The sequence below is a fragment of the Microcoleus sp. K1-B1 genome, assembly GCF_036704705.1.
GTDB lineage: Bacteria > Cyanobacteriota > Cyanobacteriia > Cyanobacteriales > Microcoleaceae > Microcoleus.
Window position 1 is genome coordinate 1 of sequence record NZ_JAUBSH010000114.1, and the last position, 20105, is coordinate 20105.

General features: G+C 46.8%; 21 protein-coding genes and 1 tRNA gene. 10 read left to right on the top strand and 12 right to left on the bottom strand.

Features of this window, described 5'->3' with window-relative positions; translation table 11 throughout:
- Positions 1 to 239: hypothetical protein (locus QUA83_RS26765; protein ID WP_333296959.1), on the top strand; the 239-nt coding region annotated here is incomplete at its 5' end.
- Between the two features lie 82 nt (positions 240 to 321).
- On the opposite strand, the gene QUA83_RS26770 is transcribed toward QUA83_RS26765, so the two are convergent.
- The 9 genes from QUA83_RS26770 to QUA83_RS26810 form a co-directional block, all read right to left on the bottom strand.
- Positions 322 to 903 carry a Uma2 family endonuclease gene (locus QUA83_RS26770; RefSeq protein ID WP_333296960.1) on the bottom strand — a complete coding sequence of 194 codons (582 nt, stop codon included), beginning with the start codon at positions 901 to 903 and terminating at the stop codon, positions 322 to 324.
- A gap of 85 nt (positions 904 to 988) precedes the next feature.
- A complete protein-coding gene (lptC, locus tag QUA83_RS26775; protein ID WP_333296961.1) occupies positions 989 to 2185 on the bottom strand; it encodes an LPS export ABC transporter periplasmic protein LptC in 1197 nt (398 codons plus the stop codon).
- 190 nt (positions 2186 to 2375) lie between these two features.
- Complete coding sequence (locus QUA83_RS26780; RefSeq protein ID WP_006631885.1) at positions 2376 to 2981, bottom strand: LabA-like NYN domain-containing protein; 606 nt, start codon at positions 2979 to 2981, stop codon at positions 2376 to 2378.
- Between the two features lie 93 nt (positions 2982 to 3074).
- Positions 3075 to 4679, bottom strand: coding sequence for a methionine--tRNA ligase (gene metG / locus QUA83_RS26785; RefSeq protein WP_333296962.1), 1605 nt, complete (start codon positions 4677 to 4679; stop codon positions 3075 to 3077).
- 322 nt (positions 4680 to 5001) lie between these two features.
- A complete protein-coding gene (locus QUA83_RS26790) occupies positions 5002 to 5130 on the bottom strand; it encodes a hypothetical protein (RefSeq protein ID WP_333296964.1) in 129 nt (42 codons plus the stop codon).
- 191 nt (positions 5131 to 5321) lie between these two features.
- Complete coding sequence (gene hrcA, locus QUA83_RS26795; RefSeq protein WP_445301818.1) at positions 5322 to 6464, bottom strand: heat-inducible transcriptional repressor HrcA; 1143 nt, start codon at positions 6462 to 6464, stop codon at positions 5322 to 5324.
- Between the two features lie 302 nt (positions 6465 to 6766).
- Positions 6767 to 7636, bottom strand: a complete 870-nt coding sequence (locus QUA83_RS26800; RefSeq protein WP_333296966.1) for an alpha/beta hydrolase — start codon at positions 7634 to 7636, stop codon at positions 6767 to 6769.
- Positions 7637 to 8700: 1064 nt separating this feature from the next.
- Positions 8701 to 9426 carry a hypothetical protein gene (locus tag QUA83_RS26805; protein ID WP_006631881.1) on the bottom strand — a complete coding sequence of 242 codons (726 nt, stop codon included), beginning with the start codon at positions 9424 to 9426 and terminating at the stop codon, positions 8701 to 8703.
- Positions 9427 to 9511: 85 nt separating this feature from the next.
- Positions 9512 to 9688 carry a hypothetical protein gene (locus QUA83_RS26810; RefSeq protein ID WP_190274376.1) on the bottom strand — a complete coding sequence of 59 codons (177 nt, stop codon included), beginning with the start codon at positions 9686 to 9688 and terminating at the stop codon, positions 9512 to 9514.
- A gap of 246 nt (positions 9689 to 9934) precedes the next feature.
- On the opposite strand from QUA83_RS26810, the gene QUA83_RS26815 reads away from it, so the two are divergent.
- The 6 genes from QUA83_RS26815 (at position 9935) to QUA83_RS26840 (ending at position 14516) form a co-directional block, all read left to right on the top strand.
- On the top strand, positions 9935 to 10486 hold the full coding sequence (locus tag QUA83_RS26815; protein ID WP_172187348.1) for a GNAT family N-acetyltransferase: 552 nt from the start codon (positions 9935 to 9937) through the stop codon (positions 10484 to 10486).
- A 327-nt stretch (positions 10487 to 10813) separates the two neighbouring features.
- Positions 10814 to 10887: transfer RNA gene (locus tag QUA83_RS26820), tRNA-Pro, on the top strand.
- A 152-nt stretch (positions 10888 to 11039) separates the two neighbouring features.
- Entirely contained in the window at positions 11040 to 11873 is an 834-nt protein-coding gene (locus QUA83_RS26825; RefSeq protein WP_333296967.1) for a Tic22 family protein, read from the top strand.
- Positions 11874 to 12013: 140 nt separating this feature from the next.
- The gene (gene prmC / locus QUA83_RS26830) at positions 12014 to 12901 is read left to right on the top strand and encodes a peptide chain release factor N(5)-glutamine methyltransferase (RefSeq protein ID WP_333296968.1); all 888 of its coding nucleotides are present in this window, start codon (positions 12014 to 12016) and stop codon (positions 12899 to 12901) included.
- A 60-nt stretch (positions 12902 to 12961) separates the two neighbouring features.
- Entirely contained in the window at positions 12962 to 13555 is a 594-nt protein-coding gene (locus QUA83_RS26835; protein ID WP_333296969.1) for an L-threonylcarbamoyladenylate synthase, read from the top strand.
- Positions 13556 to 13580: 25 nt separating this feature from the next.
- Positions 13581 to 14516 (top strand): sensor histidine kinase, encoded by a 936-nt coding sequence (locus tag QUA83_RS26840; protein ID WP_333296971.1) that lies wholly within the window; start codon positions 13581 to 13583, stop codon positions 14514 to 14516.
- A gap of 193 nt (positions 14517 to 14709) precedes the next feature.
- On the opposite strand, the gene QUA83_RS26845 is transcribed toward QUA83_RS26840, so the two are convergent.
- Both QUA83_RS26845 and hemB read right to left on the bottom strand, forming a co-directional pair.
- Positions 14710 to 15198, bottom strand: coding sequence for a GNAT family N-acetyltransferase (locus QUA83_RS26845; RefSeq protein ID WP_333053288.1), 489 nt, complete (start codon positions 15196 to 15198; stop codon positions 14710 to 14712).
- 627 nt (positions 15199 to 15825) lie between these two features.
- Positions 15826 to 16809: a porphobilinogen synthase gene (hemB, locus tag QUA83_RS26850; protein ID WP_333296973.1), complete on the bottom strand. Its 984-nt coding sequence runs from the start codon at positions 16807 to 16809 to the stop codon at positions 15826 to 15828.
- Positions 16810 to 17109: 300 nt separating this feature from the next.
- Here hemB and QUA83_RS26855 point away from each other — a divergent pair, with 300 nt between their 5' ends.
- The 3 genes from QUA83_RS26855 (at position 17110) to QUA83_RS26865 (ending at position 18977) form a co-directional block, all read left to right on the top strand.
- On the top strand, positions 17110 to 18093 hold the full coding sequence (locus tag QUA83_RS26855; RefSeq protein ID WP_333296974.1) for a DUF1517 domain-containing protein: 984 nt from the start codon (positions 17110 to 17112) through the stop codon (positions 18091 to 18093).
- 61 nt (positions 18094 to 18154) lie between these two features.
- Positions 18155 to 18475, top strand: a complete 321-nt coding sequence (locus QUA83_RS26860; RefSeq protein ID WP_333296975.1) for a hypothetical protein — start codon at positions 18155 to 18157, stop codon at positions 18473 to 18475.
- Positions 18423 to 18977, top strand: coding sequence for a cyclic nucleotide-binding domain-containing protein (locus tag QUA83_RS26865; RefSeq protein WP_333150985.1), 555 nt, complete (start codon positions 18423 to 18425; stop codon positions 18975 to 18977). Before QUA83_RS26860 ends, QUA83_RS26865 begins: the two co-directional genes overlap by 53 nt.
- A 354-nt stretch (positions 18978 to 19331) precedes the next feature.
- Here QUA83_RS26865 and QUA83_RS26870 read toward each other — a convergent pair whose 3' ends face one another.
- On the bottom strand, positions 19332 to 19778 hold the full coding sequence (locus QUA83_RS26870; protein ID WP_333296976.1) for a hypothetical protein: 447 nt from the start codon (positions 19776 to 19778) through the stop codon (positions 19332 to 19334).
- Between the last annotated feature and the right edge of the window lie 327 nt (positions 19779 to 20105).

Genomic DNA, 20105 nt, shown 5'->3' on the forward strand with positions numbered 1-20105 from the left:
TGACCTATCTTTTTTTACCACAAGTTGGTCAACACCTCACTCTATCTCGGTTGCGGCGGAGTTGTCACCCCGCCAGCAATAATCCCCTATCTTTTTTGAGGTTCAGGGGCTTTAATGCCTTTACCATCAAGGTTTCACAGGCGTTGTCACCCCGCCAAGTATTTTTACTTACTACTGTCTCGGACGATCGACTTCGCTGCGCTATTGCAGTGTATGCTGCCCGTTGGGATGTGTTGTAGTAAGGAACTTTAGTCCTTAGTAACTAAAAGCTTTAAGAAAAGGCAGAAGTTATTATTACAAAATTAATTTCACAATTAAATTCTATTGAATAGCTTGCCTGAATTCCCGCATTGCCTGAAGGTGATTTTCAATATTGATACACCGCGCCAATAATACAATATCTAAGTCGGGCAGAACTTGAGAGCGATCGACCTCTGCATATCCATCAGCACCCAACGAATACATACGAAGTGCGCCATTTTCCCAAAACCAAGCTTCAGGAATTTGCAGGCGTTTGTAAGCTTCCAACTTGTTAATACCGCCGCTAGTCACGACCACTTCCACCGCCAAATCAGGAAATTCTCGGTTAGCTCCCAATTTATAGGATTTATCAGCTTCTCGCTTCACCAACCCCGATGGACTTTCCAGCGTCATCGAACCAGTAGGCTGATAATCAATTCCCATTTGAAGCAGATAAAGATCTAGTAGAGAACCAATTCGTTCTTTAATCGATTCATGTTTTTCTCCAGGCATACGTCTAATCTCCAGTACCCCATCTAAAAACGATAATCTCACTCCTGGGCGTGAGAGCAACTGTTCAACCACTTTAAACTCTCTCCAACTCAGATCGTCAATTAAGATAGGTTCATCGAGCCGTTCTAACTTTTCTAAAGTTGTGGTCATCCCAACCCCTCCTTACTCAATCTAATCTTAATTATATCTGCGTTCATCAGCGCTCATCTGCCGGCATCAGCGGTTGCAATCCCATCTACTGTCCTAAAGTTCCCTTATACTCATCCGGTACAAATTCCGTAACCACTTGGCCGCCACCACCGTCGCCTTTGACAATCACAGTTTGATTTTTCAGCTCTCCTGCGGCCCTCGGTCCCGTCAAATTAAACACCGGATTTAACTGCCGGTATACCACATTTCCTTCTGCATCAAAAGTCTGATTAGTTAAATACCACGTTACGCGATCGGTATTTAATTGAGCTTGACGTTTTTCCCCAATTCCTACCACATTGCCCGTCAAATAAAAAACTTTTTTCTCTAAATCTCCCCGCCCCGTATCCCCAGTCATCGTCACCTTTTCCACGCGGTGAAAAACCTTCACAGGCCCGGGCGACACCACAGATTGCGCCGGAAAATTCCAACTCATCAAACTGCTTTCTATTTGCAGCGGCGGATCTGACGGCATCAACTGAGCGTTTTTTGTCAGCGTCGCAATCTTGGTTTTTAAGTTTACATCTACTTGGTCGGCAAAACCGCTGTCTGTTACTATTTTATCTTTGTATCTGTCAATTTGAGTCGGTTTGGTGCTGTTTACCTTTTGTTGATCCACAAACCACACTAAGTGCTCGGTTCGCAATTGCAAAATCGGATCTTTAACATTCGCCACCACAGAACCGAATAACTCCATCCTCTTAGCCCTGCTGAAAACCCGCGCTTCCTTCGCTGAAGCCGTCACCTGTTTGTTCTCTCCCGTCAAATTGTTGCGGACAACTAAAACATCCTCCTTTGGTCGCCATTCCAACTCATTTCCGCGCAATACCACTCCATTTTTCAGGTCTTTAGCGACTATGTTACCTTTGAGAAAAACCTGATTTCCTTCCTGAAATACCTGGCCAGTTTCTCCCTGAATATCGTAAATTTCTTTGCCGTCCTGAAACAATTTGCCTACAGGTTTCTGAACGTTAACTATTTTTTTGTCTTTGCTGTAAACGGCATTTTCCGAGTTTACTTTCCAGAACGTCTCGCCCTTGTCGTTTGCTTGTTCTAGAGTTACTTTGTTTAACGTTAAAGTGCTGTTTGACTGTTGAGCAGTTTGGAGATCCTCAGCTAATTTGTTCTTTTGAGTCTCTTGCGGAACCGCACAAGCACCAATCCCCAAAATCAGTGCTGCTAAAAATAGCAGCCTCAATTTTGGGGAGTTGAGATTGGGAATTTGGGATTTGAGATTAATCATTGGCAATTGGGAATTGGTAATCGGTAATTGGGAATGGGGAATTGGTAATTGATAATTTGCTCTTGAAAAACTATTAATCAAAAATTAAAAATGTGTGATGTTTGGTCTAAATTTTTAACTTTTAATTCTCAATGATTCAACCCATTAACCATCACCCATTACCCCTTACCCATTACCTATTAGCACATCCCTATCTGTCGTCGTGTTCCTCCATCAAGCTCAGACCCGACAAAGGGCGGTAAGCATAATTAGGGCGCGATGTTTTTTGGATGTCGTCCTTAATCATTTCCAGGTCGATATAGCGATCGGCTACATTAATCAAACTGTCGCTCGTCATCGATCGCAAACTCACCACCTCCACCCGGACACCGCGATAGCTCACAGCGTCTACAGCATAAGCCAAATCGCCGTCACCGCTCACCAAAACCGCCGTGTCGTAAGACCCCACTAAAGCCATCATATCCACAGCGATTTCTACATCCAAATTCGCCTTCTTAGAACCATCTGGCAACTGTACCAAATCCTTAGAAATCACCCGGTAGCCGTTGCGGCGCATCCACAGCAAAAACCCCTGCTGTTTCTCGTTAGTGCGATCGACACCCGTGTAGAAAAAAGAGCGCAGCAGCCGCGAACCCGCCGTTAAACGGCACAGCAGCTTAGTGTAATCAATCTCAATTCCTAACTGCAAAGCCGCGTAAAAAAGGTTAGAACCGTCAATAAAAATTGCCACTCTACCACGATTTTCTAGAACCTGTTCCGGCGTAAAAAGGTCGTTGCTTTCTATTCTATTCAACATGATTGTTATGCCTCGATTTTTATGAAAGATTGGTAAGGAAATAACTGCTAATTCGTAGTCTGTCATAACACCCAGAGCGCTGGCTGCCAACTCTCAAGTTACTGTTTCCAGCAGTTCGAGTCGCTTAAACACTGGTTGGGGTTCCCCCAGAGTTTGGTTTGCCGGCAAAGCGCCCCAGGCAGCATGAGCTGCAAAATTCGCTAAACTGTTAACTGTAACCCGATCGTTAAAGTCAATTGAAAAACCTAGCTGCTGATAGATAGCGTTGCTGATATTGGGAATAATCGGCGATAAAAGGTAAGATGCTAGTCTAACAGATTCCAGAACAGAATATAGCACTTGTTCAACACTTTCGATCTGTCCCTGCTTGTACAAACTCCAAGGTGCTTGCACGTCAATAAACTTGTTCCCGGCTCGAACTAATGCAAGCACTGCTTCGCAAGCCTTGCTAAAAGCCAAGTCTTCGTAAAAACCCGCTACTTGATCGCCCAAATCCAGGCTCATAGCCTTGAGAAGGTTGTCGCCCTCAATGTTTTCTCCCAACACATTTGGTACGCAGGCACCGCAATATTTGCGAGCCATGTTTAGGGTACGATTAAGCAAATTTCCCAAATCATTTGCTAGCTCAGCATTCAATATATTGATAAACCGAGTTTCGTTAAAATCGCCGTCCTCTCCGAACTCAATTTCTTTAAGGAAATAGTAACGTACTGCATCAGCGCCGTATTTGTTGACCAATTCGACAGGGTTTAAAGTATTACCCTCCGTTTTCCCCATTTTTTTGCCGTCTTTGGTCAAAAACCCGTGTGCGAAAACGCGACCCGGCACCAGTAGATTCGCTGACATCAGCATTGCCGGCCAGTAAACTGCGTGGAAGCGAAGAATATCTTTACCGATCAAGTGCAAGTCAATCGGCCACCATTTAGATAAAGCATTCTCCAAAATCGGGTCGCTGTCCGGATCTAGCAAGGCTGTGACGTATCCCAGCAAAGCGTCAAACCACACGTAGATGCTGTGACTGGGGTCAACTGGCATTGGCAGACCCCATGCGAGATTCACTCTAGAAATCGAAAAGTCTTGCAGTCCAGAGTTGACGAAACTGAGCACTTCGTTGCGGCGGCTTTCCGGCGCGATGAAGTCGGGACGTTCTGCGTACAATGCCAGCAGTTGGTCTTGATAGCGCGACAGGCGAAAAAAGTAATTTTCCTCGTCGCGCCACTCAACTTCCTTGCTGGTGTGGACAGAACACCGATTTCCCGGTAACAATTCCCGTTCATCCTTAAATTCTTCACAGGAGACGCAGTACCAGCCTTGTTGCTGGTTCAAGTAGATGTCGCCGGAGTTCCAGACGCGCTGGAAAAATTCTTTGACAATGTACTCGTGACGCCGCGAAGTTGTGCGGATGAAACGATCGTACTGGATGTCGAGTTGCTCCCACAGCGCCTCAAACGCCGGAACTACTGAATCGCAGTGAGCTTGGGGCGATCGTCCCAAACTCTCGGCTGTCCGCTGAATTTTCTGCCCGTGTTCGTCCGTCCCCGTAACCAGCAAAACAGATTTGCCCCGCAGCCGCTCAAATCGGGCTACGGCATCTGCAGCCATAGTCGTATAAGCGCTGCCAACGTGAGGTAAATCGTTTACATAATACAGAGGCGTTGTTATCGCAAAGGTATTCTTAGTTTTATCAGTCGATTTCATTGAATGCTAAAAGAAAATTCCCTAAATTTCGTTTCGATCTTAACTCAGCGGTTAAATTTTTTATGAGTGGCAATCAAGCCAAATACACTGCAAGTTATTTGCAATTGTCTAACCCGGGCTATTCCCAAAAGAAATATTGCTTTCCTATCCACACTAATCTTTTTTAGTTGTTTTTGACGAACTCTCTAAAATGTCTTAATATTTTGACAATCGGCTGGCTTGGGAATCGACGCTCTTGGGGATAGCGCCTCATCTATTCATTGGTCATAGCCGCTATCCCTAGAGCAGTTTTAGCAGCCCAGCCGGTTTGCAACAAAACTCGTCAGTTGGGCTGCCAAACCCGCCGTTCGACTAACGCTCCGCGACCACTTTCTGTGAATGCCCGATCGCTCACCATCGCCATATCTTTCTCTCGATCGCTGGAAAGTCGATCGCCCGCAACTCCTGCCACTTTCCGAGCCGCTCATGGACACAGAAACCGGGTTGTTTACAAAACTCTCTTGTCAACCGCCAAGCTTTAGTTTCTTGCCCCAAAAAGAGTATAAAAGCCTAGTTTTTTTGTCACAAAACCCGGTTTTTAAAGGTTGCAAGTACATCCAGAGACAATAAAACCCCAAGCCAGTTAAGCTTGGGGCTATCAAATTAGGGTGCATCTAACAAAGGATGATCCGATCGCCCTCGATCGCCATCAGGAAAACTAACTCGATTTCCGCCAATAGCTTCTGACAAATAATCGGCTGCAGCTTCCACCACCGCGATCGCATTTTCGTAAACCATCCGCGTCGGCCCCAAAACCCCAACACTACCCACCGGCACCGATCCCCGGCGGTAAGTCGAAGAAATCAGAGTACAGCCACGAATTGGTTCTAAGGAATTTTCCGAACCAATACGCACCGTTACCCGCTTCCCTGGCGTCTCCAACTCCGGCGATTCAAAAATCAAAGGCCAAAGCAGTTCCTGCTCTTGTTCGAGCAATTGCACCAGGGTTTGAACTTGCTGCAACTGCGAAAACTCTGGCAAGCGCAGCGCTTCTGCTAAACCGCCGATCAGAATCCGCGTGTAGGTTGGATTGCTTTGGCGGCTGCTCAAAGCAGTCAGCATGGTTCCCATCGACTCCGCGTACAGCTCAAAGTCCCGGTCTAACTCGCTCCAGTCTACAGCCGAGAGTTCCGAGAGCGATCGTCCCCGCAACTTGCTGTTCAAAAAATTCGACAAAATCTGCAACTGGCGATCGACGATTTCGGCATCAGGCGTGTTACCTTCTGCGTCCAAGGGCAACTGCACCAAAACCGACTGAGTTTCGTAGGCATCCGTCACCACGATCAGCATCACCTTTCCCGGCTCTAGCTGCACCAGTTGCAAGTGGCGCAAGCAAGCCATATTGGTTTGCGGTATGGTGATCATGGCTATGTAACCGCTGATAGTTGCCAGGATTTGAGCAGCGCCGCGGAGTGCCGCGTCCATGCGACCATCCGACCAATTGAGTTGGTCTAGTACCTGTTCCACCTTGCGGGCGAGGGTATCAGACGGCTGAATCAACTGGTCTACATAAATTCGGTAGCCGGAGTCAGAGGGGACTCGTCCTGCCGAAGTGTGGGGCTGATAAAGCAGTCCAGCTTTTTCAAGAGTCCCCATCGCATTGCGAATTGTAGCTGGGCTGACGCTGAGGTTGAATTCGTCAGCCAAAGCTTTTGAGCCAACGGGTTCCGCTGTTGCTATGTAGTGGCGAACCGTTGCCCAAAGGATGTGTTGTTGCCGATCGGTGAGGTTAACGCGCACAGATATTTAAGCAGAATTAGATTTTAGAGTTGAAAGCCACTATTTAATCGAAACGTCTGTCCCAAGAGGGCGATCGGGCAGACTTATCTATTTAAGATAACAGATTTAGGCTTCGGTGGGTTCAGCAACAGATTGTGTACGGGATTTTACGGATTGTGTACGTGATTTTACGGATCGATATTGAGGGAATGAACAGGGAAAAATGTTTTAACTTTTAACTTGTAACTTTCTATTTGGGAAGCTTCGCTTCCCCGAACCGAAGATCTGCTCAATGCCCCCTTCCTCGGCTTTGCTTTAGCAAATGCCCTTTAAGTGTGTTCTTTAAGAATATTTTGCAGGTAACTAGCCACTGCATCCGGCTGTTCCACCATTGCCAAATGGCCACAATCGGGAAGCTGAAGGACATTCTCACCACAACCTTGGAACATCCAGTGAAAGCTAGCCAAATGCAGCACGTATTTTGGTTCCATAATTTTGTCTTTAGTACCAGCAATAAAATAAACAGGCTGCTTGAGTCGGGATACTATTTGCGGCAAGAGGTGAATCTCCGCTTCTGTGGTGGAGTCCAACAAAGCCCCCAAAGCTGCCTCTGGATGAGCTCCCACGAAATCTATTAAGCGCTGCCGTCCCCAGGATCGGCCGATCGAGCGGGCTACAGAATCGCGGGCAAACAGGTAATCTGCTAAGGGCAAGCGAGGCAGCCAGCCGGGACGCATTGTCACTAGCTGCTTGCCGACCGCTCGAAACCGCTCGAATTCTTCCTTAAGATAGATGCCGCCCCCTGCATTGATGCAGACCACGCCTTTAACGCGATCGGACAATTTGCTGGCTCCCCATAGAGCGATCGTACCGCCCAGAGAGTGTCCCACCAGCCAAGCAGAAGATATATCGAGTTTTTCGAGTAAAAGTTCCAAATCGCCAGCGTAAGCTGCGGGAGTGTAGCAGGAATTTAGCGGTTCGGAACATGGGCGATCGTCACCTGCGTCCGATTGAGAATCGCCAAACCCCCGCAAATCGTAGGTAAGGCACTGATAGTTTGATGCCAAGCGATCGGTCAAAGGTTGCCAGTAGTGGCGGCTTAACAGCCAGCCGTGGACAAATACCAGAACCGGGGAAGTTGCAGTCGGAGCCGTCAAATCGTAAGCGTGCCGAACCCCTAGGATGTCGATTGTTGCCATACTTTTATCCTACCCGCTCCATAAGACCGATGTAAACCTATGTATAGCCTTTCTCAGAAAGAGGGAGTACGCCGAAACCCTGTGTTCTCAAGCTGTTTCAGTTGAATTGTTTATCTCATCTACCCAAGAAGCGCTATAAGTAAGCCAAAAAGACTCAACTTTATCGATTTAGTGCTTACCTCCTGCTGCAACGCGGGGTCTTAAACGGACGTTACAAGATTTTTGTCCATTGCACGGGCAATCTTGGCCTAACTTGCCCTTTTATGCGATCGGCCTGGAATCAATATTACTTCAAACCAGCTTTCTATATTTTTTGCAGCATTCAAATTTCTGTCTGCTGTCCGATCGCAAATGGGACATACATCAGCGCGAGTATTTAACGGCATTTTACGGCAAAAAATTCCCCAAATTTAGCCGATTTGAAAGTCGTAAACGATCGGGATATCAGTGTCAATTTAGATAAAAAATATTTTGGTATTCGAGTCAAAGATCAAAGTCTGATCTTCCACATTCAACTATTAAACCACCAACCAAAATCGTGATTATTCAACAATGCTTTCATCTATCATTTCTATAGCTAGCCTTACTTATACCTTGTTTTTCTCGAGGTAATACGTAATTTTGTGGAGTTAATCTTTGCGGACAATTGCGACTTTTGCGTATAGTTACGCGAGCTTATTGTACGAACTAAAAATACTCAGGACTATAGCAATCTTTGCATCATTTGTGAAATTCTTACGGACTCCGAGCGGGTTCGGGGAGGGTTGGGGTTGGGTCAAAAAAATACGACTCCTGGAAGGATGGCTATATTGCTGGTTAAACTCCCCTATGTGTCTGGCACGTCTTTTCTATTATGGCGGTTATTTTGTAGGTCAAGTACCCCATCAAACTTAAAAAGCTTGACAACATCGTTTCGGCATCTCCCGTGTTTATAATAACCGCTATCTAGACTCGTTTGTAGGAACAATTTTGCCGAGCTTTTTATCCTATCTCACTGGAAAAATTCTGCAAACTAATGTTTACTTATAGAAATCTAGTTATTTAGGGAGCATCGGCAGCTTGCCCTAAAATCGCTCGCCCAGCAATCTTTGTCGCACCCCCTCAGCGATTTTCTGCCCCAGATATTCGGGAATTAAACTTTCATTGGGCCCCAACAAGTAGAGAATTAGGCGAGTTCGCCCCCGCCAAACCAGCAAATTAGCATTTACTACCAACAAATCCTCTTGCCAGATGGCATACATAACTTTGTAAAAAAGTCCAGGTTGATTATCGGCTTCAATCAGCAAAGCTGGCAAGTGGAAAACCGGATCGACGTAGAATTCAGTTGCCACATCTTCTAAACCCGCGTCTAAATTAAATTCCACCGCCAACATCTCTTCAACCTCAAAATGCCCCGCCAATGCCTCTCGAACGGCTCTACAGACGTTTTCTGCTGTTTTATCTGCCAGTACCTTGCCACCGCGAGATACTACCAATTTGATAAATACCAGCATGGGCGGGTAAATTTGACCGTACAGACTCAGACTGTGAATCGTCAGCCCGTAGGCCGCGAGCACTCCAAAAATATCGCTCAGTAGAAAAGATTGGTTCCGGTAAGCAAAATGCAGGGCACTTTTGTTACCTTCGGCTCGGATTTCGATGACTGCTTGCCGAGTTTTGTAAAGCTGGTAAGCTAATTTGAGGTTTTGCAACTGGATTTCGCTGCTGACAAATTGCTCATAAAACTGCGGAAACGCTCGGTTAAAGCGCTTGAGAAGTTCTAGTGTAGATGGTTTTAAACCCGAAGCCATAATTGAGGAGAAGGTGCGGGAAATATACTAGGTATTGACTCTTCCATGCCTTATGGCAATGGGATTTTCGATTCGACGATTCGACTTAAATTGTGCCCGTCTCCTCACTAAAAGCAAAAGTCAAATCTGTCTGAGAACTTATCACGAGAATGTCACCGTTGCGCCATTCCAGTGGTATTTCCCACCAAGGGTATAAGTTCCGGCGCGATCGGCGGCACTCAAAAGAAGCATTTCCCAAAATGCCTCTGTCCTGGTTCGGCAACAAATTTTACCTTAAAAGCGGGTTGTCCGGGCACTGGCTAGCAGAACAGTTCTACCAAACTTGACAGAATCAAAAAAGCGCAGACTCAATGTTGGACGACAAATCCCTGTTTTCGGCGTAAGATGAGTGTACCGTAAACTGTTCCTCAAGAGGCTACCGGCAATTGATCCTACGCCGATCGGAGTGGATTTATCTTTCGGGTTCTCTTTCTCGTCGTCCAACTTCTACTACCTTAACCGCGCCTGCATGGGTTTTTGGAAAAACTTATTTAGTAGTTCTGAGTCTGCCTCTGTACCCCAAACAGCGGATTTTGAGGAAGATGTGGCTGTTGGGTTAGGCGATCCGCTTTCCCCAACGTTTCGCAAACCCGCCAGCGGCAACGCTCGCATCTTTTTCAGTTGCGATCGGGACATTGACCTCTACGAACTCGAAGAACTTTGTAATGCAGTGGGTTGGTCCCGCCGTCCCCTGCGTAAAGTCAAAAAAGCTATTCAGCACAGCTTCCTAGTCGTCTCTATGTGGGAGATGCGGGGCAGCCAGCGACGGCTGGTGGGTTTCGCCAGAGCGACTTCAGACCATGCTTTTAATGCCACGCTTTGGGATGTGGTAGTTCATCCCGACTACCAAGGCAAAGGTATGGGCAAGGCGCTGATGAAATACATCATTAAAAAACTCCGCAGTGAAGATATCAGCAACATTACCTTATTTGCTGACCCTCAAGTGGTGGACTTTTACCGCAATTTGGGCTTTATGTCCGATCCAGAGGGGATTAAAGGTATGTTTTGGTATCCTGATTAGCGAGCGAGGTGCTGGTCGGCGTTGATTTGTTGAGGATCTACAATACAATATTGACGCTGCCAACACCAACTGCACCTGTGCGCTGCGGTCAGTGAGGCGTGGATGTATCTCGGTATCAGGGCCCTTATGAAGCTGTGCAAGTATTGTCAGTCGATTTGAGCCGAAAACGATAGGAGTCAGGGGCTGGAATCGGTTTTTGGGTGGGGTCAAACCGCACAACCTGAAAAAAAACTTCGCCTTAGCTGCATCTAGAGCTAAATATTTAATAAAGCTTGACAAGCAAGCGGTTTTGTGTGTTAATGGTTAGAGGTTAGCTAACTATAACACCGGGATGTAGCGCAGCTTGGTAGCGCGCCTGCTTTGGGAGCAGGATGTCGCAGGTTCAAATCCTGTCATCCCGATCGCACAATGTTAAATAATAGATTGAAGCAGAACTGTCTCTGATGTTTACATTTCGTCAAAATGAAAACAAATTGAGGCAGTTTTTGCCGATCGTGTTAAGTCGCCAGTCTTTGCGTTAATGTGTTTCAGGATCGCTCCTGATGGAAAAAACATGAAATCATTAGTTCGTTTGGGCGCAATATTGGGAATTGTCGGCAGCACTCTGCTGGGCCCCTCCCCAATTGGCAAGATGTCTGCACTGGCACTGCCGGAGCCGCAAATTTTGGAAAAATTGCGCTCGGTGCCGGTATTTACAATTACAGACGCTCAGGGTGCGCCCCTGATCGCTTCTGTTCCCAAGCAGGGTCAGGGTCAAACTGGTAATGCTTCCGTGGCGGGAATTTTCATCAGCCAGAAAGATGCTCAAGCTTTTGTCGATCAACTCAAAACCAGAAATCCTCAGTTGGCGGCCACGGTGCGCGTGATGCCGGTGTCGCTGGGGGAAATTTATCAGATCACTCAAGCAAATAAAGGCAAGCCGGAGGAAGTGCAATTTGCTTTCGTTCCGGCTCCGCAGCAGGTGCAGTCGGCTAAAACTGTACTTCAGCAGACTGGTCAACAAGTTAATGAGTTCAACGGTGTACCTCTGTTTTTGGCAAGAGGCGGCGCAGAAAATGGTTATTTGACGATTCAGCGGGGTCAGCAAGAGGTGATTCCCTTGTTTTTTAACAAGGAGGATTTACAGGGTATGGTCGATCGTTTTAAGCAGCAGCAGCCGAACGTGACTGCCACAATTAAGATTGAGGTGGTGAACTTGGAGAGCGTTTTGGAAGCTTTGCGTACTGAGAACGACCCGTTTTTGACCCAAATGATTTTGATTCCGTCGCGGGAGTCGCTGGAATTTGTGCGATCGCTCCAACCTGCCGGTGCGGGCCAAAATCCACAGGTTGCTCCGGCTCCAGCTCGGCCGGCTCCAGCTCCGGCTCCAGCTCGGCCGGCTCGCTAATAGTTAGTCAGCAGTCATTAGTCATCAGTCATCAGTTATTACTCATGAAATAGTAGGTTGGGTTTCTCGACTCAACCTACTATTTACTAATTACTAATTACCCGTTAGCAATTAACAATTACCCCTTCCAAAAAAGTATTATGTTTGTTTCGGGTTTAGAGCTTTGGGAATGGGCGAATCAAGCTAAAACAGAGGCGAGATCCTCTGACATTCCCCTAGCAGAAATCGACTGGCTCCTGCAAGAGCTGGCTGGTTTGGATAGGTTGGCTCTGCGTTTGGAGTCGTTTAAAGATTTGCCAAAAATAGAATTAAAGTTGTCTTTATCAAAACTTGCTCAATTGTGGCAGCGGCGCTTGCAGGAACGGGTGCCGGTGCAGTATTTAACGGGAGTTGCACATTGGCGGCATTTTTCGCTCAAAGTAACGCCGGCGGTGCTAATTCCGCGTCCTGAAACGGAATTGCTGATCGATTTGGCTGTAGAAGCTGTGAAAAGCTATTCAGTTAATCCCAAATCGCATTGGGTGGATTTGGGGACGGGCAGCGGGGCGATCGCGATCGGCTTGGCTTCTGCGTTGACAAATGCTAGGGTTTATGCGGTAGATTGCAGTTCGGAAGCTTTGGCAGTGGCTCGACTGAATGCTGAGAATTTGGGTTTTGCATCGCGAATTAATTTTTATCAAGGTTTGTGGTGGGAACCGCTAGAATTTCTCAAAGGTCAAGTCAGCGGCATGGTTTCTAACCCCCCTTACATTCCCAGCAGCACGGTACTGACTCTGCAACCGGAAGTTTTGAAGCACGAACCTCATCTGGCATTAGACGGCGGTTTTGACGGGTTAGAGTGCATCCGGCATTTGGTAGAAACGGCTCCCGATTATTTAGAATCGGGGGGAGTTTGGCTGGTTGAGATGATGGCGGGACAGGCTGAGGCGGTAGCTGATATGCTGGAAAGTCATGGGAGTTATGGCAAAGTTCAAATATTTTCTGATTTAGCAGGAGTCGATCGGTTTGCCTTAGCGTACCGTCTTTAGGTTTCAAGAATATGCCGCAATTCTAAAATCTAAAATCTAAAATCTAAAATCTAAAATGGCATGACACAAGTTTCGATCGACTCCTTGATTCAAGGGGCAATTTCTGGCAATCATATCGTCAGTTTTCCTACAGATACTGTACCCGCTTTGGCTGCGCGTCCCGATCGCTCGGAGTTGATTTTTGCAGCTAAACGCCGCAGTCAAGACAAACCGCTGATTTTGATGGCAGCATCGGCTCAGGCTTTGTGGCCTTACGTGCAGGGGAGTCCAGCAGAGTTAAACTTGTGGCAGCAAGTGGCCGAATCCTATTGGCCGGGGGCGTTAACTTTGGTGCTGCCGGCTTCGGCAAAAGTCCCGGCGGCTATGAATTCGATCGATCGGGCTACAATCGGAGTACGAGTGCCTGACTTTCCCCTTGCCCTAAAGATTCTAGAGCAGACAGGCCCTTTGGCTACTACCAGTGCTAATTTATCCGGCCAGCCGCCTCTGGAATCGGTGGCAGAAATTGAGGCTCAGTTTCCTGAAGTCTTGACATTAGTTCCTTCGGAATTAGCAACAGCGACAACAGCTTCGAGTTTGCCTTCGACTGTGGCTAAATGGACGGGCAGCGAGTGGGAAATATTGCGACAAGGCGCGATCGAGTTAGAATGCTAAAAGCTAAACTCCAAGGCAAAGCAATATGGCGCCGATCGGCTGGAGCAACTTTATATATTTAGGTATGGGACTGGGGCTGGGTTTGGGAAGCAGTTTGATTTGGCGCCTGCGGCAAAAAAGCTCGCAACAGCCCGAACCGGCGCCCAAAGTAGCCCCACCTCCTCAAGAAATTCACTTAGAGAAGTTTGATGCCCTTTCCGAGCAACTTAAGCAAACTCAATTGGCTTATCAGATGGCATCGGAGATGAGCCAATTTAAGGCGGGTTTTTTGGCTCGGACTTCTCACGAGTTGCGATCGCCCCTGAGCACTATGATTGGTACGCTGCAATTAATTCTCTCGGATTTGTGCGACGATCCTGCTGAGGAACGAGAGTTTGTCGAGCAAGCTCACGTCGCGGCACTCAAGCTGGTGAAATTAATAGATGAAATTATCTCTGTTGCTAAAACTGAACACGGCACTGACAGGATGGATATTGAGCCGATTCAGTTAGCTAAGGTTTTTGACGAGGTTGATGATTTAACTTACTTGCAAGCTGCTAATCGCGGCATTCGCTTGGAGATATTGCCGCCTGATCCGGAGATTTATGTCTTGGCAGATTTGCCGAGGTTTAGGCAAGTTTTAGTCAATTTGGTAGATACTGCTGTGGCTCAGATGGAGGAGGGGAGTATTTCTGTGTCTGCCCATGCTTCGCCGGAATCTGGATACGTTCACATTTGGGTGGACGATCAGCGTTCAGTGAGTGCTTGGAGCGAGTCTTGGGATTTGCTGAAGCACGATTTGGAGTGTGATGCTACTAAGAGCAGCGATAATTCTCAGGTGTCTTCTGGAATGAGGTTATTGATGAATCAGACTCTTTTAAGTTTGATGAGCGGAAAGTTGGAGGTTCTGGCTGTGCCTTCTGAGTCCGAAGAGTGCAATTTTAACCGGACTCAATGTTCTATTCCTTTGGCAACTTTGTGATGAAGGAAGTTCGCCCACGAGCAATCTACGGGATGTAACGCAGGTGGGGAAGAGGGCAAAGGATTTAACTGATTTAACGGAGGGCGGGAAGACGGAAAAGGGAAGATGAAACAAGGAAATTATTTATAGGGAGTAAGGTGCGCCCTGACGCACCCTACATAATTATAGATTTTGGTGCCAATCTTGTGATTATTTAACAATTAGCAGTTAGCAATTCGCCGTTGCTAATTTCTAATTCGAGATTCTCTTCTAGAAGCTGATTTTCCAGTACCATGGTGGTGCTAGCGTTTTGCTGAAAACCGATGCGCTCGTAGAAGCTTTGTTTGTAAGTTGTCATCAGGTAAACTCGCTCTACTCGGCACATCCGAGGGTGACTCAAGACGGTTTGCACTAATTTACGGCCGAGTCCTGCACCTTGGTAATCCGGGTGAATGGCGACATCCCAGATGGTGGCTCGATAGATGCCATCTGAGGTGGCTCTGGCAAAGCCGATCGCCCGTGAGCCGTCCCAAACTGTAACAACTGGTTCGCTGTTGGCAATCGCAATTTCCCAATCTTCTATCTTGCGTTCCCTCGCCCAAAAGGCGGCGGCTTTAAATAGTTCTTGGATCTGTACGATGTCTGCGCGATCGCGACCTATACAAAATTGAATGTGACTGGAATCCCTAGTCGTTGATGTCATGCTCAATCTGCCTTCAAGTTGTATCTAAACTGTGTTACTTTTACTGTTTTACAGGAGTGAAAGTTGATTTTGTTTGGGAACGATCAATGGTTGAATTCCCATTTACACAACTATTTTTATTCATACATATTTTTTAACTAATTTCGGTGATTATTAATACTTTTTGGGGTAAATTTTGCAAAAAAGCCTTTGAGTCAAAATTCCCAACTTATAACTCATACCATTTGAGATTTTAGATGGGAATGACTGATTTTTTAGGGGTTTGGAGTTTGTCTACAGAGAAACCGGGTTTTTTCATAGCAATACTTCGTTATAACTGAAATGTTGCACCATTCTCAATAAGCTTTTTATGAACAGGCTTTCCGGCCTGTTCCACAAGAAAATTCACTCTTTGTGGAACAGGCCGGAAAGCCTGTTCCTGAGAATGGTGCAATATCTCAGTTACAGCCCACCGAAACGGTAAAAACCCGGTTTCGAGGCGTCGTTTATCGGTAAGGGTAAGCTATAGCTAGTGTGTTGCCTAATTGCTCAAAAATCACCTATCGATAGAGGTATTGACTCCACGAAAACACCCGAAGATTGTGCGGTGGAGTCAAATCTCTAATCTGTAATCTCTAATCAAGTGAATCAGTTTTGCAGCCAGCGGGCGGCATCTTTGGCGTGATAAGTCAAAATCAAATCAGTACCAGCACGCTTGAATCCTGTCAAAGTTTCCATCACTACTCTTTCTTCATCTATCCAACCGTTGAGGGCGGCGGCTTTCACCATCGCATATTCCCCAGAAACGTTGTAAGCAGCAACTGGCAGATTAGTTGCTTCCTTCACGCGCCAGATGATGTCCATGTAAGCTAAAGCGGGTTTAACCATGAGCATATCTGCACCTTCGGCAATGTCGAGAGCAATTTCTTTAAGAGCTTCGCGGCCGTTTCCGGGGTCCATTTGATAGGTGCGTCGATCGCCAAATTGCGGAGCAGACTCTGCTGCATCCCGGAATGGGCCATAATAAGCTGAGGCGTATTTTGCCGCGTAAGACATGATGGGAATATCTTCAAATCCAGCACTGTCCAATCCTTCGCGAATTGCTCCGACAAAACCGTCCATCATTCCCGAAGGTGCGATAATATCTGCACCGGCTTTAGCTTGAGCAACTGCGGTTTTCTTCAGCAATTCTAGTGTGGGATCGTTCAAGACGCGGCCGCTTAAATCTCCGACTTCCAAATAGCCGCAGTGACCGTGACTGGTATATTCGCACAGACAAGTATCGACCATGACGATTAAATCTGGTACGGCTTTTTTAACTGCTTCCGTCGCTTTTTGGACGATGCCGCAGTCGTGCCAAGCACCTGTCGCGTCTGTATCTTTGTCTGCGGGAATGCCGAATAAAATAATAGCGGGAATGCCGAGGTCGTAGACTTCTTTTGCTTCTTCTACTATTTTGTCTACCGATAGCTGGTAAACTCCCGGCATCGATGTGACTTCTTTAGCAAAAGCTTCCCCCGGTACGGCAAATAGGGGGTAAATTAAATCGCTGGTTGTCAAGATATTTTCGCGTACCATCCGGCGGAGTTGGGGATGGTTGCGGAGGCGGCGGGGGCGGTGAGTTGGAAACATAATGTTTTTTTTACGGTAGATAAAGCCCTGTTTTTGAGGACTCGCGGCGTTTCTTTAAAAGTCTAGAGCTTATTGTTGGCCGATCGCCCTGTACTTAAGTAAAGTTCTGTAAAACCCGCGATGTCGATTGTTTGTAGTCAGGAATGCCAGTCCTTTCTAGCTTTTCTCGTTTGCAGACTCAGGCCTAACTGTGGTTGGATGGGTTGGTACGGATATCTCGCTGGCTTCATACCTATAACCAGGCTGCCCAGAAGCGAGGATAGACTGTAAATTATAAATGTATCGAATAGTAACGGTCTTATGTACAAGCAACTAATTTCAAAGATCAAACCGCTTTTGAAATCACTATTTGCGATCGGTCTGGTACTGACGCTAGCCCTCGGTAACGCTGATGGAGCTCTGGCGGCCCGCAGCGGAGGACGCATCGGGGGCGGATCTTTTAGAGCTCCGGCGCGCAGTTACTCGTCTCCTAGTCGCACTTACGCACCGTCGGGAGGGGGCTACTATCCGGGTGGTGGCTTTGGAGGTGGCTTTGGTTTCCCGTTCTTGCTGCCGTTTTTTGGCTTTGGGGGTGGGTTTGGCGGCCTGTTCTCGATTTTGATTTTTATTTCGATCGCTAATTTCCTCGTCCAAAGCTTCCGCCGCGCCGGGGGATCAACTGACGAACTGGGCAACAGCGCCCCCACTACCACCGTATCTGTCGCCCGCTTGCAAGTTGGTTTGCTAGCAGAGGCGCGTGGTTTGCAAGCCGAACTCGACTCCCTAGCGCGCAAAGCGGATACGGATACAGCCACAGGTCGAGCTCAAGTGCTGCAAGAATCTACTCTGGCGCTGCTGCGACATCCTGAATACTGGGTTTACGCGGGCGCTGAATCTGTGCAAACTCGCTTGGAAGCAGCCGAAGCTAAGTTTAATCAACTTTCTTTGGCAGAACGCAGTAAATTTACTGAAGAAACGCTCTCGAATTATAACAATCAGCTCCGGCAAGCAGGGAGCAGCAATATCTTGCCAGGTTTGCAGGAAAATGGGGCGCTGGTTGCTTCTGATTTGAATTCAGATCCTGGGGAATTTATTGTGGTGACGGTGATTGTGGGTACTCAAGGTAAATTGCAATTGCCAGCAGTGAAAAACTCTGAAGATTTGCGCCAAGCTTTGCGTCAGATTGGGGGAGTATCGAGCGAGCAGTTGCTGGCGGTTGAGGTGCTGTGGACTCCTCAAGCGAACGGAGACACTCTGACTGCTGACGATATGTTGGCCGGCTATCCTGATTTGCGATCGATTTAGTGAGCAAGACTGGGCGCGGAGCATTGTCTGCCGCGCCCCATCCCGCAGCCAAGCTGGGCGGGTGAACCCCATTGCTTTTGAGACGGGAATTTTACACGAGTTTTTTGAGGTCGATCGAGTTAAAAAAGATTCTTTAACAAATGCTAGTATTGAGAGATTATGTTTCAGCGTGATTCATCTGCTATTGGCAAAGCCTGCCCGATATGGGTTTTGCGAAGAAGTTAGGCAAGATAAAAAAACTGTATTGAGCGAGGACTGCTTCGGAAGAAGTTGCGATCGCGCGCCATCTAAATTTTATATAAAGAAGAAGCGATCGAGAGCTAAAACTTATGGCCGACAGCAGCAGAAAAAAAGCACTTTTTATTTTGAGCCAGTTAAATAATGACGATATCAACTGGATCGTCCAAAAAGGCAAAAAGGAAGTGCTCGATCCGGGGGGGATTTTGATCCATGAAGGGAGGCAGATAGATGCGCTCTACATTGTTTTAAATGGGAGTTTGAGCGTTTTGATCGAGGCTGAGCGGACTAGAGAACTCGCTAAAATAGCCAGCGGAGAACTGGTGGGAGAAGTCTCTTTCATTGATGCTCGCCCTCCTTTAGCAACGGTGAAGGCGATCGAAGAAACTCACTTGCTGGCAATTCCTAGGCGGCAGTTAGTAATCAAACTTCAAAACGATATGGGCTTTGCTTCCCGGTTTTATTATGGAATTTCATTGTGTCTGGCAGACAGGATGCGCGGTACGATCAGACATATAGAATACGGTCGCAATATTGAATTAGATCAACCAGAATTTGAACGAGAGGATATCAATCCTAACGTCCTGGAAAATTTGGCCCTAGCTGAGGCTAAGTTTAATTGGCTGAGGGAAAATGTTAAAGCTTGAGGAATTTTAAGGCGTTTTTGAGCTGGGTGTGAAAACTTGCCGATCGATACGGTAATAGAGAGGTGTACGATGTAACTCACATTTTGCACCATTCTGAAGAACAGGCAAGATGCCTGTTCCACAAAAAATGAGTTTTCTTGTGGGATGGGCATCCTGCCCGCCCAAAAAAGGATTATTGATATTGGTGCAAGATGTAAGATGTAACATCTTAACTCAAAAAACAGATGTGCAAAACAAAATAGGGGCAGGTTTTACCGGAAATATCGATCGATAAATGCCGGAACTATAAAAACCCGCCCCTGTGGTTTGCCGTTGCAACCTCGCGCGCCCAAATGCAACTACTAACCACACAATCTAGATAATGCCCGGCCCTTTGGTGCGGGTGTCTGCATCCATTGTCAGTTTTCCTTCCTCGCCTTTTTTATCTTTGATTTCTGCGAGAATTCGAGCTCGTTCTGCGGCTTCGGCTTCTTCTTTTGCTCTCAAATCGCCCGGTTCGTTGATGTACATTTCCGGTTCGACCGCGTAATTGTTAACCAGACCTTCTTTGTCTACTGTATAACCATCTGTGGTGTGAATACTTTCGTTATCGGTTTGGTCATCAGTTTTTGCACTTTTCTGCTTCCCTTCGGTGGTTGTGTGCATGAAGTTAGCACCTTCCCGTTCTTGCCGCGCTGCTGTCTCAGCAGGAGTAATGCCCCTGTCGTAGTGGGGGGCTTCCATATTGGCTTCGATTTGTTCGTCGGCAGGTGTTGATTTGCTAACTTCTTTTTTGGGGGGTATTGGTTGGCGATTAGTCATGATTTATTCCTGAGTTATCTTTTCAAAAAGGTCTTTGGCTTATGTTTAAATATTAATCCCAAGCTAGCTCATTCACAAACTATCTTTGGTTATAGTTTGCGAAAAATTGCTGTTAGGGAAAATCCCTTTATTGAGTCTTCCTGAAGACTGACCAAATTCTGTTTTTATTAAAAGTTTAACTATCTGCAACTATTTGGCATCTATCTAAAGATAGGGAATTAGCAATTGGGCATCGGGCATCGGGCATTGGTATAGTCATTTCAAATAAAAAAGAGACACTATTGAGCGCAGTAGTCACAGATGAGTTCATCTAAAGATGTCCCAGGA

Bases quoted from the DNA above. Each gene is read 5' to 3' on its own strand.
- prmC (WP_333296968.1), top strand. From the start codon at position 12,014: ATGTTTGTTTCGGGTTTAGAGCTTTGGGAATGGGCGAATCAAGCTAAA.
- hemB (WP_333296973.1), bottom strand. From the start codon at position 16,809: ATGTTTCCAACTCACCGCCCCCGCCGCCTCCGCAACCATCCCCAACTC.
- QUA83_RS26805 (WP_006631881.1), bottom strand. From the start codon at position 9,426: ATGGCTTCGGGTTTAAAACCATCTACACTAGAACTTCTCAAGCGCTTT.
- QUA83_RS26865 (WP_333150985.1), top strand. From the start codon at position 18,423: ATGGCCGACAGCAGCAGAAAAAAAGCACTTTTTATTTTGAGCCAGTTA.
- QUA83_RS26815 (WP_172187348.1), top strand. From the start codon at position 9,935: ATGGGTTTTTGGAAAAACTTATTTAGTAGTTCTGAGTCTGCCTCTGTA.
- QUA83_RS26780 (WP_006631885.1), bottom strand. From the start codon at position 2,981: ATGTTGAATAGAATAGAAAGCAACGACCTTTTTACGCCGGAACAGGTT.
- lptC (WP_333296961.1), bottom strand. From the start codon at position 2,185: ATGATTAATCTCAAATCCCAAATTCCCAATCTCAACTCCCCAAAATTG.
- QUA83_RS26770 (WP_333296960.1), bottom strand. From the start codon at position 903: ATGACCACAACTTTAGAAAAGTTAGAACGGCTCGATGAACCTATCTTA.
- QUA83_RS26845 (WP_333053288.1), bottom strand. From the start codon at position 15,198: ATGACATCAACGACTAGGGATTCCAGTCACATTCAATTTTGTATAGGT.
- QUA83_RS26800 (WP_333296966.1), bottom strand. From the start codon at position 7,636: ATGGCAACAATCGACATCCTAGGGGTTCGGCACGCTTACGATTTGACG.
- QUA83_RS26835 (WP_333296969.1), top strand. From the start codon at position 12,962: ATGACACAAGTTTCGATCGACTCCTTGATTCAAGGGGCAATTTCTGGC.
- QUA83_RS26840 (WP_333296971.1), top strand. From the start codon at position 13,581: ATGGCGCCGATCGGCTGGAGCAACTTTATATATTTAGGTATGGGACTG.
- QUA83_RS26855 (WP_333296974.1), top strand. From the start codon at position 17,110: ATGTACAAGCAACTAATTTCAAAGATCAAACCGCTTTTGAAATCACTA.
- QUA83_RS26825 (WP_333296967.1), top strand. From the start codon at position 11,040: ATGAAATCATTAGTTCGTTTGGGCGCAATATTGGGAATTGTCGGCAGC.
- QUA83_RS26870 (WP_333296976.1), bottom strand. From the start codon at position 19,778: ATGACTAATCGCCAACCAATACCCCCCAAAAAAGAAGTTAGCAAATCA.
- metG (WP_333296962.1), bottom strand. From the start codon at position 4,679: ATGAAATCGACTGATAAAACTAAGAATACCTTTGCGATAACAACGCCT.